This is a genomic window from Prevotella sp. LCP21S3_D2 (genome assembly GCF_052118345.1).
GTDB lineage: Bacteria > Bacteroidota > Bacteroidia > Bacteroidales > Bacteroidaceae > Prevotella.
In genome coordinates, this window is sequence record NZ_JBQKHJ010000002.1 from 209,945 (window position 1) to 226,527 (window position 16,583).

Here is a 16,583-nt window from a genome sequence, read left to right on the forward strand (position 1 = left end):
TTGTTAATTCTTAATTATCAATTCTTAATTATTCTCGCGCTCAATGTAAGCGATGACATCACCCTTGCGGATCTTGCTGCCCTGCTTAGCATTGATTTCTACGAGCTTGCCACCCAATGCAGCAGGAACTGTCTCAAACTCACCCCATGGAGCGAGGATGTAGCAGAAGGCATCACCTTCCTTATACTCCTTACCGATGAATGGCTCTACAGCTGGCTGGCACTCGCCTTCGCCCTGGAACTCCCAGAAAATCTGACCTGCAACTGGTGCTACGATAGCATCTGCCTTGGCGTGCTTGAATTCAGCGAGCTGAGCTGGTGTCAAGGTGCTGCCGAGCTTGGCATCCTTTGCCTTCTGGAGGTCAGCCAGGAAGTTCTTCTTAGCCTGACCGCTCTTGTAATTGCGATACTGCTCTGGGTGCATGGCGAGCTCGAAGAGTTCCTCATCGTCCTGACCATACTCCCAACCGTTCTCGTCCATCTCCTTCTTGAAGTCGTCGAGTGCATTAGTAAGCAATGTGTGGGCATCAACATCTGTAAACTCACGACCCTGCTTCTTGGCAAGCTCTACGAGTTCTGGATCAATCTCCCCAGGAATCTTACCACTCTTACCGAGAATCATACCCCACATAGAATCATCCATCATCACGAAGCGGCCCTTGCCCTGCTCCATGGTGAGGAGGTTCATCAATGAGATGTTCTTTACATACTGGCTGAATGGTGTTACCAATGGAGGATAACCTACGCGTGGCCATACATACTCTACCTCGTCGAAGAGCTTGATCAGGAGGTCGTCCATAGACAACTCTTCTTCACCCTTCTTCTTGCGGATATTGTTGATAGTCTGACGCATACCGCCGAGGTCTGCCATCATTGAACCCATCATACCGCCAGGGAGACCGCAACCGAGCAACAATGAAGACATAATCTTGTTACCTGGGTTGATGAAGTAGCCCAACCACTCGTCGATGAACTCCTGAGTCATGGCACGAGCCTTCATGTAAGCGCTCATATTGATCTCAGGAACCTCAAAGCCCTCGTTCTTCAGCATGCTGATGACAGAGATTACGTCTGGATGAACCTTACCCCATGACAATGGCTCGATGGCTGTATCGATGATGTCGGCACCATTGTTGCAGACCTCGAGGATAGAAGCCATAGAGAGACCAGGACCAGAGTGACCGTGGTACTGGATGATGATCTCAGGATACTTGTCCTTGATCATCTTGGTAAGCTTACCGAGGAATGCAGGCTGACCGATACCGGCCATATCCTTCAAGCAGATTTCCTCTGCACCTGCAGCGATGAGCTGGTCGGCGATGTTCATATAATATTCGAGAGTATGAACAGGAGAATTGGTAATACAGAGTGCACACTGTGGAGTCATACCACCCTCCTTAGCCCACTTGATAGAAGGAATGATGTTACGAACATCGTTCAAACCATCAAAGATACGGGTGATGTTGGTACCCTGCTTAGCCTTTACCTTGTACATCAAGGCACGTACATCGTCTGGCACAGGGTACATGCGAAGAGCGTTCAATCCACGGTCGAGCATGTGAGTCTTGATGCCCACCTCGTTGAATGGCTTACAGAATGCACGAACTGCATCATTAGGATTCTCACCTGCGAGGAGGTTAACCTGCTCGAAAGCACCACCATTGGTCTCTACACGGCTAAAGCAACCCATTTCAATGATAACTGGGGCAATCTTAGCCAACTGATCCTTGCGTGGCTGGAACTTACCAGAACTCTGCCACATGTCTCGGTATACGAGACTGAACTGAATTTTCTTCTTCATTCTTATTATTAAATTTCTTTTTTTCTATTATATATAATTAATGTGTATCCGATGCTCTCAAGCTCGCAAAAGCCAAGGCATTCCATACCAAGGTGCAAAATTAGACAAAAAATTCGAGAAATCAGACTTTTCCCCTCATTTATTACATTTTCTGCACCGAAATTATTAATTATTAATTATTAATTGCCAAACTGAGAGAACAAAAATGAGAAATATAGGGGAATAAATACAAAAAATGGTTGCGAAATTTTGTTTTGTCTGCTTTTCTCAGTACCTTTGCACCCGTTTTTGGAATAACAGAGAAAAAGACAAAAATCTAGTTACAAAATTTATAGACTATTCAAGCAGAATATGGCGAACAATACGAAAAATCATCAATTACCTATCTGGACAGAGGTAGAGTATACAGCATTATGTAAGAATCCGTTCATTGACACTCCTTTCTTCATTCCAAAGGAATCGAAGGTCTTCCTATGTCGTGAAGACGGCAGCAGAGAGGAACAGCGAATGATTTTCCTGGTCTTTAAGTCTACCGCTGCTGCAAAAGATGCAGAATGGGAAGACGACCCTATTCCTGGCGAATTGTGGGTAAAGCCTTTGGAGGATGACGACACAGAGGAATATGAACCTGCAAAAATCATCTATCTCGGACAGGATATTGATGACTTTATCAATGTGGTTAGCGAAGATGACAATACTATTACATTCGACTTCTACTGGCGTCACGGTGAGGTAAAAGTAGAGAAAGCAGAAAAAACCGACAAAGGATTCGTATGCAAGAAGGAAGACTTCGGCGAGGAGGGTCTGCGCCTGACTCTCATCCCTGAAGAAGACGGCAATCCGTTCTCTCTCACCCTGCAGATTCCATACATCGGATTCTCTCTGTATGACGCTGAAGACCACAAAGTACATGGAGAGATAGAAGTGGCACACGACCAGATAGACAACTACCGCTACGAGTTCGTAGGCAACGATACCAACGACCGTTTCTCATTGCATCTCGACAATGACAAACTGATTTATATCTGCGTATTGCGCCCTGAGAGTGCACAGCTGGTGGTACGCGACCAGCGCGAACGCCTTTCCGTGGTAGACCAGATTCCGTCAGAAGGTAAGCTGAGCCAGCTGATGATGAATGCTCATTCTGCACTCATCAAGAACAAGAACTACCGTTGGCGCGTGAACATCTCTGGCAGTTCCATTGCCCAGGAGGTTGAATTGGAAATCAATCCAGAGAGTCTCGTTGCATTCATCAAGGAGCAGATGGCTAAAGGAACCGACATGGATACCCTCGGACAGCAGCTCATCGCCATGGAACAGAAGTATGCCTTCCAGTGGTTCTGGTTGAAGGACAGCGACTGGAGTCATGACGACCCGATGTTCGACATGTTCATGAACCAGCTTGTAGCATTCTCGTTCGTCACCCAGAAGCCAATCCAGGGCGACCAGCTGCAGGCACGCAACAACAAGCGCAAGATCAAGCGTTGCGCCAAGCTCATCAAGGCTCATCAGAAGGGAGAAATCAGCCTTTGGGAAGAGGAAGAGGAACAGCGTAAGGAGATTCTCCATCTCTTCAGCACCTTCCACGGTCCTTTCACAGAAATGCTGGAATCATTGAATGATGAGTCTGGAGAAGATTAAAATATATCCTCGGATTATTTTATAATATATCGAGGAGTTCCTCGAATCTTGAGATACGTCGGAGCTTCGGATGTTCAAATTCCTCTATTTTTTCATGTGCCCATGTGGTATGAAAAGGAATATGGACAGCCGAAGCTCCGATTTTTAATGCAGGAGCAATATCACTCTTGAAACTGTTTCCCACCATCACCAGCTCGTCGGGAGTTACATCCAGTTCCCTGCAGAGACGATGATAAGCCTTGGGCGTCTTGTCGCTCACGATAGTCACCACATCAAAATACCGCTGCAGTCCCGAACGCCACAACTTATTCTCCTGATCCATCAACTCACCCTTGGTGAAGACTGCCAGCTTATATTTCTTCATCTCACGGAAACAAGCCAAGGTTTTCTCTACCCCTTCCAAAGGCTTGGCATCAAGATGCAGGAGGCTCTTACCCAAGTCCACAATTTGGGCGATGACATTCGCCTCCACCTTACCATGACTCACCTTCACCGCATTCTCTACCAGGGATATGGTGAAAGCCTTGCAGCCATAACCCAAATCAGCCATATTTTTACTCTCCATCTCGAAGAGAGCAGCAGAAATATCCTTTTCCTTTCCATATTCCGCAAGCAGCTCGCAATACTCATGCTCCACGTCCTCGAAATAGTTTTGTAATGCCCAGAGCGTATCATCGGCATCGAAGGCTATCGCCTTGATATTCTTTAGTTTTTCCATACTTTTCATTTCTTTTAGTTGCAAAGTTAATGTTTTTATCCGAAAAGGAAAACAATTTATTCTGCTTTCTTTTGCATATACCAATATTTTTCGTAACTTTGCCCAAAATTCAAATAAAGCAACAATATGAAATACCCTATAGGATATGCTCGTGAGTATGCCGCCGACAAAAGAAAGACATACCAGATAGGCTGCAACTTCTCATCTGAGACAGGTACAATTGATGGCTGGAAGCTGCAGATTTCTTCAGAAGCTTAAGAACAAATAAAACACCGTTTGAAATTTTCTTGTTTAATGAAGATTCCAAACGGTGTTTCATTTTATTTTTTACATATCATTTCTCTTCATACCCTTCAAGCAACCATAGCGATAATTATAATTTTTCTTACTAAAGAACGGATGGAAAGTCTGTAAGTTTCATGTGCCATCCTGTAGATTTCAAATGCGAATGGGGACATTTCACTTATTGTCTTACTAGGGCACAACATTGCCCCTAGGCGGGCAACTTTTTGCCGTCTAAAGATAAATATTACTACGTCGGGATAGAGATTTCTACATGCCTATAAAACGTTTCGCCAAAAGCATAAAGGCTGACGGAATTTTTCTGTACGTAAGCCCTGCTTTCAAATCCACTCTTCACTCTTCACATATATGGCATAAGCATCTGAATACAAACCACTTACTGCGGTGAAGAGTTATGCCGACTCTTCACAACTCTTCACCAGTCTTCACCTTTTGGGATTCTATAGAGACCCGTTCCAGACTTCTATTGTGACCATCATCAGGCTTCTATTGTGGCTTGCATCAGGCTTCTATTAAGCTTAGCTTAAGCCTCCTTTAAGCTTGGTTTAAGCCTCCTTTGAACTTGGTTTAAGCCTCCTTTGAACTTGGTTTAAGCCTCAGATAAAGTTTACGTAAGGCTTTGTTAAAGTTTATTTGAGCCACTTTCCGATTTTCAGAGCCTCCAATTTCCCTTATAAACAGCAGAAAAATCAATCGGGTGAAAAGTGGTGAAGAGTGGTGAAGAGTCAGCGCAACTCTTCACAGACACAAATACCTCATATTCAATAATTTACACCACATCTGTGAAGAGTGAAGAGTAGAATTAAGAGTAGAGTTTTTTCTTTCGTTTCAGAACATCTTAACAACATTGTAACACCTGTTTAAATCACCTGTAACATCGTACTCGTACCTTTGCACCCGGAAAAGCAAGGGGAGAAATGTATCTAGCTATGTTGAGACAAGCCCCTATATAATAAGGTATATAAACATTAATAAAATATATGAGTACGATTTATCTTTGTATTGTGATCTTCCTGCTCTGTCTGGCAGTGTTTGATCTCTTCGTGGGAGTCAGCAACGATGCTGTCAACTTCCTGCAATCTGCCATCGGAGCTAAGGTGGCTAAGTTTCGCACGGTGCTCATCATCGCATCCTGCGGTGTAGTACTAGGAGCCATCATGTCATCGGGAATGATGGACATTGCCCGACACGGCATCATGAGTCCAGACCACTTCACCTTCGAGGAAGTGATGACGCTCTTCCTAGCCGTCATGGTGACGGATATCATCATCCTGGATGTGTTCAACACGCTGGGAATGCCTACTTCAACCACCGTTTCGTTGGTGTTCGAGCTCCTGGGAGGTGCCTTCATCCTCGCAACTCTGAAGATGTATGGTGACGACAGCCTCAACTACGGTGTCTTGCTGAACAGTAACAAGGCATTGGAGGTAATCATGGGTATTTTCTCATCTGTCATCATCGCCTTCGTATTCGGTGCCTTTGTAATGTGGCTTTCACGTATCGTCTTCACCTTCAACTATCGCAAGCATTCACGCTACAGCATCGCCATCTTCGGTGGTATCGCCTTCACGGCCCTCTCTTACTTCATCTTCATGAAGGGATTGGGCAAGAGTCCTTACCTGCCAGCAGAATGGCGCGATTATATCGACCAGAACCTTGGCTTGCTGCTCTGCATCACCTTCGTGAGTTCTGCCATCGTGATGGAGTTCCTGCATCTCTGCCGCATCAACATCTTCAAGTTTACCGTGTTGATGGGTACATTCGCTCTGGCGATGGCTTTCGCCGGTAACGACCTGGTGAACTTCATCGGTGTGCCTCTCGCTGGTCTTTCTTCTTATCAGGACTATATGGCAAATGCCAACGGTGCTGCTCCAGACCAGTTTATGATGACTTCTCTGATAGACAGCGCCAAGACCACTCCAGTATATCTTCTTGCAGCCGGTGCCGTGATGATCATCGCCATGGCAACTTCCAAAAAGGCTCAGAACGTAATCAAGACTTCTGTGGATTTGAGCCGTCAGGACGAGGGTGACGAGATGTTCGGCAGCTCTTCTGCAGCCCGTGTCATCGTCCGCAACTGCCAGGCTACAGATTCATGGTTGAAGCAGTTTATGCCAAAGGCTCTGATGAACTGGATCAACAGCCGTTTCGACAAGAAAGATGTAGAGCTGGAAGAGAGCGCAGCCTTCGACGTGGTTCGTGCAGCCGTAAACCTGGTATTGGCAAGTATGCTCATCACCATCGGTACCAACCTGAAGTTGCCACTCTCTACTACATACGTAACCTTTATGGTGGCTATGGGTTCTTCACTGGCAGATAGAGCTTGGAGCCGTGAGAGTGCCGTGTTCCGTGTAACCGGTGTATTGAGTGTAATTGGTGGTTGGTTTATCACTGCCGGTGTAGCTTTCGCAGCCTGTGCCATTATCTGCCTCATCATGCACTTCGGAGGTGTAGGTATCCAGAGCTGCTTCATGGCATTGGTTATCTTCCTGCTCATCCGCAGCAATATCCAGTATAACAAGAAGGCTAAGGAAGAGAGCAAGGGCAGTACCTTCCAGTTGATGATGCGCTCACACGATCCAGAAATAGTATGGGATCTGCTTCGTCGCCAGGTATCCCGCACCCAGAGCTTCGTCTGCCACTTTGCACTCAACGAGTTCAACCAGATTATGGATGGTCTTGCCAACGAGAATCCTAAGTATCTCCGTCATGCCAACAAGGACTTGAAGAAGGAGCAGGATATGCTGAAGAAGTTCCGTCGCCAGGAGATGCTCGGTTTGAAGAAATCGCCAATGGAGATTGCCATCGAGCGCAACACCTGGTTCCATCTGGGAGCCAACAGCAACCAGCAGTTCATCTACTCTCTGCGCCGTATGCTCGACCCAATCAAGGAGCACGTGGACAACAACTTCAACCCACTCCCAGCAGAATACACCAAGGAGTTTGCTCCTGTACGCCAGAAGATCAACGACCTGATGCGTATGAGCTGCGAACAGATTGAAACCAACCGCTACGAGAACTACCGCGAGATTCTCGCCGAAGCAGATGCCTGCAAGGATGAGCTCAGCGTACTTCGCAAGAAGCATATTGACCGCATCCAGCATCTTTCAGATAATTCTCTGATGCAGATTTCACTGGTCTACCTGAATGTACTGCAGGAGAGCCAGGAATTCTTGAGCGTGATGAGACACCAGCTCAGAGCTGCCAAGAAGTTCATGGAGTAATAAAGAACCGAGGGGGACTCTCGGTGAAACCGAGAAGAACGGCGGCTCTCTTGTTAAAAATTAGAAGCCCGGCATTCGTGACAGAATGTCGGGCTTTTTATTTTGTTTGGAGGGTTTTTATTTGCTTTTCTTCAGCTTTTCTGCCGAAATGACAGAAATTTCCACTTTGGTATAAGGATTGCAAAAAGAGAGAATGTAAGCGGATAAATAATTCGCTACACAACATTAAATAATAACGAATAATAATAATTAAAATATAATCGGAGGTTAAGATTATGATGTACAGAAATTCTTGGATACCAGAGGTATTTAACGGACTCTTCAACGAGGGTAATATGCAGAAGGCTAATACTACAGCCCCAGCCATCAACGTAAAGGAGTCTTTGACAAAATATACAGTAGAACTTGCAGCCCCAGGAATGCGCAAGGACGACTTTGAGGTAAATCTCAATGAGAACGGTGATCTCCATATCAAGATGGAGAACAAGCGCCAGCCAGAGCAGGAGGAGCACGTATATTTGCGTCGCGAGTTCTCTTACGCTAAGTTTGAGCAGACCCTGATTCTCCCAGACGATGTCAACAAGGAGAAGATTTCTGCCAGCGTAGCTGACGGTGTGCTCACCATCCAGTTGCCTAAGATGCAGAAGGAAGAGCAGAAGGTAGCTCGACAGATTACTGTGGGCTAACACTCTCAGCTAGGTTTCAGTTTAGGCTTAGATTTCCATCTAAGCCAAACTCCATTAGTTTGTTTTAGGTTTAGATTAAGTTTATATAAGTTGTTAGTTAGTTAAGACAAAACAGATTGTTAGTTTGTTCAGATAAAATAGGTTGTTAGTTGATAAAAAGATTGTTAGATTAGGTTTTTAGGTTGATAAATTTTGGTTTAACAATAAATTTCGTCCCAAGTGCTAGTGATAGTACTTGGGATTTTTTTGCAGATATTATCATCATTTAGTGAAGATATTTTCATAAATATTTGGCAGATAGGAAGAAAAGTTGTAATTTTGCAGCCGTTTTCGCACCAATGGGTAGTTCCCATACGTGCAATTATTAACTCGAGTGCTTGGTAAACCTCGTAAAAAACAAGAAAATGAACAAGAAAAAAACTCAAGTGAGTGTGCTGTTTATGCTTTTCAGCATTCTCTTCTGCGTTTGTCTCATTGCAGCAAACGTACTCGAAACAAAGCAAATCGCCTTCGGGCCAGTTTCCCTAACCGGTGGTCTCATCGTATTCCCAGTGAGCTACATCATCAATGATGTGGTATGCGAAGTATGGGGTTATCAAAAGGCACGTCTGCTGATATGGACAGGCTTCGCCATGAACTTCTTCTTCGTAGCACTCGGAGCCATCTGCGATGTCATCCCTGCCGCACCTTACTGGACCAACGATGCCGGCTTCCATGCCATTTTCGGTTTGGCTCCCCGCATTGCAGCAGCATCATTCGTTGCCTTCATCATCGGTTCGTTTGCCAATGCATACGTCATGAGTGTGATGAAGATTCGCGATGGTGGCAAGCATTTCTCGGCACGTGCCATTCTGAGTACCATTGCCGGTGAAAGCTGCGACAGCCTCATCTTCTTCCCATTGGCTTTGGGAGGTGTGGTTCCTACATCGGAGTTGCCTTGGCTGATGCTCTGGCAGGTCATCCTGAAGACGGCTTACGAGATTGTGGTATTGCCTATCACCATCCGTGTAGTAAAAGCCATCAAAAAGCATGAGGGAGAAGACGTCTACGACGAAAACATCTCCTACAACGTATTCAAAGTGTTTAGCCTCGGCTAAGCACTTTCATTTTTTAAGTAGAATAGAACATAGAAGCATTTAACAGAAAACAATATGACAGACAGAAAAGAAGATGGTTTGCAGGCTCTCGGAGCCAAGACCGAATACAGAATGGATTATGCACCAGAGGTATTGGAAACCTTTGTCAACAAGCACCCTGGCAACGATTACTGGGTACGTTTCAACTGCCCTGAGTTCACTTCCCTCTGCCCTATCACAGGTCAGCCTGACTTTGCAGAGATTCGCATCAGCTATATTCCTGATGTAAAGATGGTAGAGAGCAAGAGTTTGAAACTTTATCTCTTCAGCTTCCGCAATCATGGCGATTTCCACGAAGACTGCGTGAACATCATCATGAAGGACCTCATTAATCTGATGGATCCTAAGTATATCGAAGTAACCGGTATTTTTACCCCACGCGGCGGCATCAGCATCTGGCCATACGCCAACTACGGCAAGCCGGGAACCAAATATGAAAAGCTGGCTGAGCAGCGCTTTGCTACCCATGAATAAATATGATAAAGACCAATAATAAATTCATGTAGTTTACACCAGCTAAACAGAAAAGTCCATGACAGGTTTTACCCCCGTCATGGACTTTTTCTGTTTTACCTTCTATATCTCAGTTACCCTCCCATTATCCTTGCTCCAAAAATTCACCAGGCTTCATGCCAAACTGCTTTTGGATGGGTGCAAAGATAAAAAAACGAGGACTGCCTAGAAAGTTGCCTACGCCAGCAAGCCTGCTCCCCCAAAAACATGACGGGCCATCTTTTTGAAGATGCGCCCGGCATTTTTTTCTTTCATCCGATAGCGATTTCAAAAAAATATCCGTATCTTTGCAGCAGTTTTTAAAATACAAAGAAAAATGAAAAAAGCAATATTCTCTTTGCTCCTCATGGCAGCATCTGTCATCGGAGCCAACGCTCAGGGCAGCGCAACAACAGCCCAGAACCCACAGGATGTGGACGTACTCTATGCCAAGAATCTCCTGGCTGTAGGAACAGAGGCCCCAGCCTTCCCTGCTCTCAAGAAGGGAACATGGACAGTATTGGATTTCTGGGCTACCTGGTGCCCTGATTGCCGCAGAGAGATTCCTACCGTCAAGGAGATGTTCCAGAAGTACGGCACCCGTGCCAAGTTCATCGGCGTATCCATGGATACCGACAAGCAGAAACTCGACAACTACACTCAGGCAAACGGTGTGGAATGGGAGCAGTACAGCGAGTTCAAGAAGTGGAAGGAAACCCAGATTTCCAAGGATTACAAGATTTCCTGGCTTCCTACCATGTACCTCATCAACCCGGAGGGCAAGGTTGTTTATACCACCGTACTCGCTGAGCGCATGGCAAAGAAGCTGGCAGAAATCTTCCCAGAGAAGTAAAGGCATCAGAATCGGGATATCCCAAAAGTTTGACGCACAAGAACTGTGCCTCAAACTTTTTTTTATAGACTGATAATAAGTTTGTTTGGCTGTGGCGATACCTACTGCCTGCCGGGATGAGACTTTATCATGTCATATAGCCTGAAAGCATGCCATTTTGCCATTTTTTCTATGACAAGAATTGACAGAAATCAAGAAATGAAGCCTTTTTTGTGATTTCTTCCAAAAACATTGTGTGCGTACACAAAAAGGCATTACCTTTGCACTCGAAAAGATAAAATAAAGAATAATAAAGTAAAGAAAGGATAACAATTATGATGATGGTATTAGGAATGACATTGGCAGTTGTAGCTGCCCTTTTTGCTGAGGTTGTAAATGTCAACAAGAAGATTAGCCTCGGTAAGTAAGCTAGCTTTGAGAAGCATCTCAGGATGCTTTCAATAAAGCTTCAGCTAAAAGGTAAAAATTTGGTTAACAGTTTTTTGAGAGAAAGGGAAAAATTATGATAGTATTAGGAATTGTATTTGCATTGGTAGTTGCAGCTTGCGCTGAGTATGGTGCAAGAACAAACATGAAGGACTTCGCTTAAAAGCGATGTTTCTTCTCATCAATACTCTGTTAATTCTAACGTAATCGTTTGAAAATGAAGGAGTTAATTAACGTAATATAACTAATAAAATTTGGTTAAGTGGCTGATTATCAGTAACTTTATAGTGATCAAAGCTTAAAGTAACATGACATCAGAACCACTCAACCAATATACGGAAATCTGCAGAGATGCTATCAAAAGTTCATCTGCAAAGGTAAGCAAAACTTTCGAAAACCTTCTCTTGGAAATACTCTTATTGTACATGACGATACAAAGAAAGATAAATTTCACTCAAATGGAGCGCTACGGCACCCATTGCGAGCAGACCTACAGAACGAATTTCAACCGTGGCCGTGCTAAATGCATAGACTGGGTGAAGTTCAACCTTGCCCTTTGCAGACGTTACTTGAATATGGATGGTCTATTGGCTATTGCCATTGATCCGAGCTACATCAGCAAGTCTGGTAAGAAGACTCCGCATATCGGTACTTTCTGGTCCGGTTGTGCAAGTTCCATGAAGCATGGACTTGAAATCATGGGACTGGCTCTTGTCGATGTCTATGCCAACAGTTGCATGATGCTGCGCGCCCATCAGACTCCATCTACAGGAGAGTTGAAACTGCGCAACCTGACTCTCGTGCAACATTACATAGCGGTCATCAAGCGTTACAAGAAGGAATTGTTGAAGGTCACCGATATTGTTGTCGCTGACGCCTTCTTCTCTATCCGTCCGTTTGTGGATGGAATCAAAGAGTGCGGTTTCCATCTTGTCAGCCGCTTCAGGGATACAGCGAGCCTATACTATGTGTATACGGGGCCTCGTTCCCACAAGCCTGGACGTCCCAAGACACTTGACGGAAAAATCAACTACAAGAAACTTGACCTCACTCGTATGGCAGAGTTGCATATTGAAGGACTTGAGGGCACTGCCTACACACTCATTGCCTATTCAAAGGCTTTGAAGAAGAAAGTGCGCCTTGTCATTTGGATTATGCCCAACGGAAAGCACAAGCTTTTCTTCTCAACAAAGACATCCATGTCGGGTGAGGATGTGCTGCGCACATACCGCTCAAGATTCCAAATAGAATTTTGTTTTCGCGATGCAAAGCAGTATACCGGCCTTACGCATTGCCAGGCAAGACACAAGAACCAGTTGGACTTTTCCTACAATGCATCATTCGCATCACAGAATGTAGCAAAGGTGATGATGAAGGAAAACGGGATGTCGTATTCCATGGCTTCTTTCAAGGAGATCATGGCATGCACATACATCGCTAAATTAATTTTTGACAAGTGTCGGAGAATACCGAACCGAAAGTTAATTAGTCATACTATCAAAGAACTCTTTGGCTGGCAGCGTAAAACTGCTTAGCCTTTATCTCAAATTTTAACGAACTATTGTTCTCATTTGAGAGAATTTAAACAGTAGTTTCCATATATTATAAAAAGGAAAGGCAGTTGTAAGCATCTTCTAGAATGCTAACAATTGCCTTTTTCTTTTTTGATACATGCCTATGACAGCTTTAATTTATATAATGTCCCTTAGAGTTTTCAAACTGTTGAGTTAAAAAGAATATTCCATCCTACTTTTTTGCCAAATCCAATATTTTTTGTTATTTTTGCAGCAAAGTACAATATGACTCAGTCGTAAGTATGAAAATTCAAGAAGTAATGAAATAGTATTTAATACAATGCAGCAAGTAAACATTCAATATTACAATTCGCCTTGTGGAGAAATCATCTTGGCATCGGTGGGTGATGAATTGTGCCTATGTGATTGGAATGAAATGCCATGTGCTGAGCGCAATAAACTTCGACTTTTGAGGTATATAAAGGCTGAGTTCAAGATAGAAACATCTTATATCCTGGAACAGACCAAAAAGCAACTGGATGAATATTTTACCGGCAATCGCAAGACATTCGATATTCCGTTGCATCCTGTAGGAACTGATTTTCAGAAAAAAGTATGGAACGCATTGCTCGATATACCATACGGTGAAACCAGAAGCTATAAGGAAATAGCCATAAGTATGGGTACCCCCAATAGCACAAGAGCCGTGGCAGGAGCAATCGGATCCAATGGCATCAGCATTCTCATACCCTGCCACCGGGTTATCGGCAGCAACCATTCCCTGACGGGCTTTGCCGGAGGATTGGCCACAAAGAGATTTTTATTGGAGCTTGAAGCAGAACAAAAACAACATAAAATGTTGATTTTCAAATAAGATTAGTAAGAAAAACAAACAACAAAAGAGATGAATATTAAGTCAATAGGTAACAAAATCAAGGGTAATCCCAGGATGATAGAGGGCACAGTATATTCCATGCTCATCATCTGCAGCATTTCCCATTTTCTGAATGATATGATTCAGTCGATTATCCCTTCCATCTATCCGATTATGAAGGATAAGTTCGACTTCTCGTTTGCACAGATAGGTATCATCACGCTGTTCTTCCAGATGACATCTTCCATCCTGCAACCTTTCACAGGACTGTATGCCGACAAGCATCCCCGTCCCTATGCGCTCTCCATCGGCATGTGCTTCACATTGGTGGGCCTGCTCCTGCTGGCCTTCGCCGAGAATTATTTTCTGATTCTCCTGGCGGTAAGCGTCGTAGGTCTGGGTTCGTCTGTGTTTCATCCCACAGCTTCGAGAGTGGCACAGATGGCATCGGGAGGCAAGAAGAGTCTGGCTCAATCCATCTTCCAGGTGGGTGGCAATGGCGGTTCTGCTGTAGGACCGCTGCTTGCCGCCATCATCATCCTTCCTTTCGGACAGCATGCCATCTCCTGGTTTGCCCTTGCTGCCCTGCTCGCCGCCATCATCATGGTAAGATTGGGAGTCTGGTACAAGGCACGACTAGCTTACGTAGTGAACCATCCGCAGAAACAACCGCTTCTCAATACCCATATTTCTAAAAGGGTGAAATATTGGGCACTGTTCATCCTCATCATGCTCGTGTTCTCCAAGTATTTCTATACAGCTTGCATCACAAGCTACTTCACCTTCTTCCTGATAGATAAGTTCGGTGTATCTGTACAGACTTCACAGTTGTGCCTCTTCGTATTCCTTGCCGCCTTTGCCATAGGAACAGTGGCAGGTGGCATGCTGGGCGATAAATTTGGCAGAAAGTATGTCATCTGGTTCTCCATTCTGGGTGCTGCACCTTTCGCCATCGCCATGCCTTTCGTCAACTTCACGTGGGCCATCATCTGTACATTCCTGTCAGGACTGATTATCGCTTCGGCATTCTCTTCCATCGTGGTATATGCCACCGACCTGATGCCCGATAAAGTGGGATTGATAGCTGGCATCTTCTTCGGACTGATGTTCGGTTTGGGAGGTTTGGGCTCCGCTTTCTTCGGCTGGCTGGCCGACAAGACAAGCATTGAATTCATCTTCCAGGTGAGTGCCTTCCTGCCATTGCTCGGCATCATCGCAGGCTTCTTGCCGAATACGCAGAAGAGAAGCGTTGAAAAAACGGATGAAAAAAGAGAATAATTATGAGAAAATATTCAGCAGTAAGCCAACCAAAATATGTTGAACTGGATTTGTTTTCTGCCGAGGAAGAGGATCATCAGAAAGACTCTATCTCTTCTGAAAGCAAGGTAAACCATACTTCTCCAGGCAAAGAGTACGACTTGACAGAGCTGTTTGCAAGACTTTCCAAATCAACTTTCCGCAGTCGATTCCATCTATCGAAGAGGGATAAGGATTATATTGCAGAAAAGGGCTTGGCTACCATCCGTAAACATGCGGAGGATTTTGTAGCCAAACGCCTTGCTCCTGCCGTGATTCCCAATGACGGCAAGCAGACGCCGATGAGAGGTCATCCTGTATTTATAGCCCAGCATGCTACAGGCTGCTGCTGTCGTGGATGCTTCTTCAAATGGCATCATATACCTGCCGGAAGACAGCTGACAGAAGAAGAGCAGCAATATGCGGTAACGGTACTGATGGCTTGGATAGAAAAACAGCTTTGAAAAAGCTTCTCTTTTTCTGCTTAAAGCAGGACCTGCTCCGTACCTGCTCCGTACCCTCTCCGTACCAAGTCTTAGTTTCTGCAAAGTTTGCAACGTTTGCTGCAAACCTTGCAAAGAACTATTATTTTTATGTCCAAAACTCTTCTTCGCCAGTGGGCTGCATCCTGCCCAAAGTAGCCAAGACACACCCTCCTCTTGAAGTCATGTATTCCTATATCCAAAATGACTGGTAGTTAAAGCCTTAAGGTGACAGTTAATTTTTTATAATTTACATCTGTGCGAAAAACAACATTGCGTATTTTTCCTTAACTTTGCCACAAGTTAATAGACATTAATCACCTTTTATCGTCCGTTCGCCTATGAGTAAGTATTTTAGTATTTCTTTATTGGCATTTTTGCTTATGGTGGTGCCAAGTGCATATTCTCAGAGTAAGCCAGACAGCTTACAGCTGGATAATCCAAGCTGCCAAGTGACAGCAATGATCCTGATAGACTTAATGAAAATAATATCAATTATATTTCTATAGAAAAAACTATAGTACAAAAAATAGATGTTAATAATTTTTTATATCAAACTTTTTAATAAAAATGAAAAAAAACTTAGTGCTATTTTCGGCTTCAGTCTTCTTTTTTGCAATAGGCTATTCTTGCTGTCATTTTACAAGACAGGGTACTGATATTTCCAATAAATATATTTATATTGGAAATTGCGTTGATTCACTTATCTCAGAAAATTATAGGAGTAATTTTAACGATATTGAGTATGGGGATGGGGTGGACCCATATGGTGTGTATAATAAAAAAAAATGGAATTGTTGAAAATGCAAATATGGCATATACGATTGCAAATACGATATTATCAAACATATATGGTGGTAATCAAATAAAAAATGAATACCCACTTAAAATAACTCTTATCAACAATCGTTTTTGGGTGATAGAAGGTAGCCTAAGCAAAGGTGAGACAGGAGGAACGGCAATCATTGTAATCAAGAAAGACGATGGTCAAGTTCAATATATTAATCATGGAAAATAGGTTGGTATTACAATTGTTTCATTTTTGCATAACAATATTAAATATCTATCAAATAGACAATAATACATTGTTGTGAAAAGTTGCATTGCCATAATATGATAGTATCGGCGAATTGGTACC

Annotated in this window: 14 protein-coding genes; 12 read left to right on the top strand and 2 right to left on the bottom strand. The window is 44.0% G+C overall.

The genetic code is table 11. From position 1 onward, the window contains the following. Positions 1-24 precede the first annotated feature (24 nt). Positions 25-1,800 carry an oxaloacetate decarboxylase gene (locus tag ACTQ16_RS02765; RefSeq protein WP_294968650.1) on the bottom strand — a complete coding sequence of 592 codons (1,776 nt, stop codon included), beginning with the start codon at positions 1,798-1,800 and terminating at the stop codon, positions 25-27. A gap of 351 nt (positions 1,801-2,151) precedes the next feature. On the opposite strand from ACTQ16_RS02765, the gene ACTQ16_RS02770 reads away from it, so the two are divergent. Then, positions 2,152-3,441, top strand: a complete 1,290-nt coding sequence (locus tag ACTQ16_RS02770) for a hypothetical protein (RefSeq protein ID WP_441935980.1) — start codon at positions 2,152-2,154, stop codon at positions 3,439-3,441. A 19-nt stretch (positions 3,442-3,460) separates the two neighbouring features. Here ACTQ16_RS02770 and ACTQ16_RS02775 read toward each other — a convergent pair whose 3' ends face one another. Next, positions 3,461-4,159, bottom strand: coding sequence for an HAD family hydrolase (locus tag ACTQ16_RS02775; protein WP_441935982.1), 699 nt, complete (start codon positions 4,157-4,159; stop codon positions 3,461-3,463). A gap of 126 nt (positions 4,160-4,285) precedes the next feature. Between ACTQ16_RS02775 and ACTQ16_RS02780 the strand changes: the two genes are divergently transcribed. From ACTQ16_RS02780 to ACTQ16_RS02830, 11 genes are all read left to right on the top strand, one after another. After that, positions 4,286-4,417, top strand: coding sequence for a hypothetical protein (locus ACTQ16_RS02780; protein ID WP_441931588.1), 132 nt, complete (start codon positions 4,286-4,288; stop codon positions 4,415-4,417). A 1,025-nt stretch (positions 4,418-5,442) separates the two neighbouring features. Then, complete coding sequence (locus tag ACTQ16_RS02785; RefSeq protein WP_441935983.1) at positions 5,443-7,686, top strand: anion permease; 2,244 nt, start codon at positions 5,443-5,445, stop codon at positions 7,684-7,686. Positions 7,687-7,964: 278 nt separating this feature from the next. After that, positions 7,965-8,372 (top strand): Hsp20/alpha crystallin family protein, encoded by a 408-nt coding sequence (locus ACTQ16_RS02790; RefSeq protein ID WP_295346038.1) that lies wholly within the window; start codon positions 7,965-7,967, stop codon positions 8,370-8,372. A gap of 404 nt (positions 8,373-8,776) precedes the next feature. Continuing rightward, positions 8,777-9,469 carry a queuosine precursor transporter gene (locus tag ACTQ16_RS02795; RefSeq protein ID WP_153125355.1) on the top strand — a complete coding sequence of 231 codons (693 nt, stop codon included), beginning with the start codon at positions 8,777-8,779 and terminating at the stop codon, positions 9,467-9,469. Positions 9,470-9,523: 54 nt separating this feature from the next. Next, the gene (gene queF, locus ACTQ16_RS02800) at positions 9,524-9,982 is read left to right on the top strand and encodes a preQ(1) synthase (RefSeq protein WP_441931586.1); all 459 of its coding nucleotides are present in this window, start codon (positions 9,524-9,526) and stop codon (positions 9,980-9,982) included. 355 nt (positions 9,983-10,337) lie between these two features. After that, complete coding sequence (locus ACTQ16_RS02805; RefSeq protein ID WP_153090304.1) at positions 10,338-10,853, top strand: TlpA family protein disulfide reductase; 516 nt, start codon at positions 10,338-10,340, stop codon at positions 10,851-10,853. Between the two features lie 851 nt (positions 10,854-11,704). Further along, positions 11,705-12,814: a transposase gene (locus ACTQ16_RS02810; protein WP_441935984.1), complete on the top strand. Its 1,110-nt coding sequence runs from the start codon at positions 11,705-11,707 to the stop codon at positions 12,812-12,814. A gap of 319 nt (positions 12,815-13,133) precedes the next feature. Then, positions 13,134-13,667 carry a methylated-DNA--[protein]-cysteine S-methyltransferase gene (locus ACTQ16_RS02815; protein ID WP_441935985.1) on the top strand — a complete coding sequence of 178 codons (534 nt, stop codon included), beginning with the start codon at positions 13,134-13,136 and terminating at the stop codon, positions 13,665-13,667. A 30-nt stretch (positions 13,668-13,697) separates the two neighbouring features. Continuing rightward, the gene (locus ACTQ16_RS02820; RefSeq protein WP_217762071.1) at positions 13,698-14,945 is read left to right on the top strand and encodes an MFS transporter; all 1,248 of its coding nucleotides are present in this window, start codon (positions 13,698-13,700) and stop codon (positions 14,943-14,945) included. Between the two features lie 2 nt (positions 14,946-14,947). After that, complete coding sequence (locus ACTQ16_RS02825; protein WP_441935988.1) at positions 14,948-15,427, top strand: DUF4186 domain-containing protein; 480 nt, start codon at positions 14,948-14,950, stop codon at positions 15,425-15,427. A gap of 700 nt (positions 15,428-16,127) precedes the next feature. Beyond that, positions 16,128-16,463 carry an NTF2 fold immunity protein gene (locus tag ACTQ16_RS02830; protein WP_441935990.1) on the top strand — a complete coding sequence of 112 codons (336 nt, stop codon included), beginning with the start codon at positions 16,128-16,130 and terminating at the stop codon, positions 16,461-16,463. The last annotated feature ends 120 nt before the right edge of the window (positions 16,464-16,583 follow it).

What these genes read in the sequence shown, in the direction of transcription:
- ACTQ16_RS02765 (WP_294968650.1), bottom strand. Translation starts at nt 1,800, where the DNA reads ATGAAGAAGAAAATTCAGTTCAGTCTCGTATACCGAGACATGTGGCAG.
- ACTQ16_RS02770 (WP_441935980.1), top strand. Translation starts at nt 2,152, where the DNA reads ATGGCGAACAATACGAAAAATCATCAATTACCTATCTGGACAGAGGTA.
- ACTQ16_RS02775 (WP_441935982.1), bottom strand. Translation starts at nt 4,159, where the DNA reads ATGGAAAAACTAAAGAATATCAAGGCGATAGCCTTCGATGCCGATGAT.
- ACTQ16_RS02780 (WP_441931588.1), top strand. Translation starts at nt 4,286, where the DNA reads ATGAAATACCCTATAGGATATGCTCGTGAGTATGCCGCCGACAAAAGA.
- ACTQ16_RS02785 (WP_441935983.1), top strand. Translation starts at nt 5,443, where the DNA reads ATGAGTACGATTTATCTTTGTATTGTGATCTTCCTGCTCTGTCTGGCA.
- ACTQ16_RS02790 (WP_295346038.1), top strand. Translation starts at nt 7,965, where the DNA reads ATGTACAGAAATTCTTGGATACCAGAGGTATTTAACGGACTCTTCAAC.
- ACTQ16_RS02795 (WP_153125355.1), top strand. Translation starts at nt 8,777, where the DNA reads ATGAACAAGAAAAAAACTCAAGTGAGTGTGCTGTTTATGCTTTTCAGC.
- queF (WP_441931586.1), top strand. Translation starts at nt 9,524, where the DNA reads ATGACAGACAGAAAAGAAGATGGTTTGCAGGCTCTCGGAGCCAAGACC.
- ACTQ16_RS02805 (WP_153090304.1), top strand. Translation starts at nt 10,338, where the DNA reads ATGAAAAAAGCAATATTCTCTTTGCTCCTCATGGCAGCATCTGTCATC.
- ACTQ16_RS02810 (WP_441935984.1), top strand. Translation starts at nt 11,705, where the DNA reads ATGACGATACAAAGAAAGATAAATTTCACTCAAATGGAGCGCTACGGC.
- ACTQ16_RS02815 (WP_441935985.1), top strand. Translation starts at nt 13,134, where the DNA reads ATGCAGCAAGTAAACATTCAATATTACAATTCGCCTTGTGGAGAAATC.
- ACTQ16_RS02820 (WP_217762071.1), top strand. Translation starts at nt 13,698, where the DNA reads ATGAATATTAAGTCAATAGGTAACAAAATCAAGGGTAATCCCAGGATG.
- ACTQ16_RS02825 (WP_441935988.1), top strand. Translation starts at nt 14,948, where the DNA reads ATGAGAAAATATTCAGCAGTAAGCCAACCAAAATATGTTGAACTGGAT.